Below are 679 nucleotides of genomic sequence, written 5' to 3'. Positions count from 1 at the left end.
AGATTTGCCGCGAGAACAATGTGAAGCTTCAAATAGCCTTCCCGGTCAGGTACAGTGCCTCCGTGAGAAAGGCCAGAGAGATCATCGCGGGCGGTCTGCTGGGCGAAGTGGTGAGTCTGGTGGGAACAAACCACGGGAGAATGCCGGGCGGCTGGTTCATAGACCCGGTGCTGGGCGGTGGCGGTGCCGTTATGGATCACACCGTGCACGTGGTGGATATAGTGAGATGGCTTCTTGACTGCGAATTCACACAGGTTTACGCAACTTACGGTACCCTTATACATGACATACCGGTCGAAGACTGTGGACTGGAGATGTTCAGACTTTCGACTGGCCAGTACATGACACTCGACTGCAGCTGGTCGAGACCAAAGACCCATCCTTACTGGGGAGACGTAACTCTTCACATAGTCGGAACTGAGGGAACGCTCTTCCTGGATGTCTTCAACTCAAAGATTGAGGTCTATTCCAACGAAAAGGGTAGTCGATGGGAAGCTTATGGTGACAACTTTGATTGCCTTTTGATTGAGGATTTTGTAGAGGTTCTTAGGTCAGGGAAGGATCCTTTCACAAGAGGAGAAGATGGACTTGAGGCTCTCAAAGTCGTTGATGCTGCTTACAAGAGCTTCAGAGAAGGCCAAGAGATTCAGATCTGCTGACTGATTCGGATTTCAGTCAT

The 679-nt window shown here is 50.7% G+C and carries 1 protein-coding gene; it reads left to right on the top strand.

Going from position 1 to position 679, the window contains the following annotated elements; all coding sequences use genetic code 11:
• A partial coding sequence (locus BG32_RS15205) for a Gfo/Idh/MocA family protein (RefSeq protein WP_147435112.1) occupies positions 1-659 on the top strand: 659 nt, incomplete at its 5' end.
• Positions 660-679: the final 20 nt, after the last annotated feature.

Origin of the sequence: Mesotoga sp. HF07.pep.5.2.highcov (genome assembly GCF_003666285.1) — a bacterium.
Classification (GTDB): Bacteria; Thermotogota; Thermotogae; order Petrotogales; family Kosmotogaceae; genus Mesotoga; species Mesotoga prima.
The sequence above is the reverse complement of the archived record's forward strand: the minus strand, read 5'-3'. Positions and strand labels throughout refer to the sequence as shown.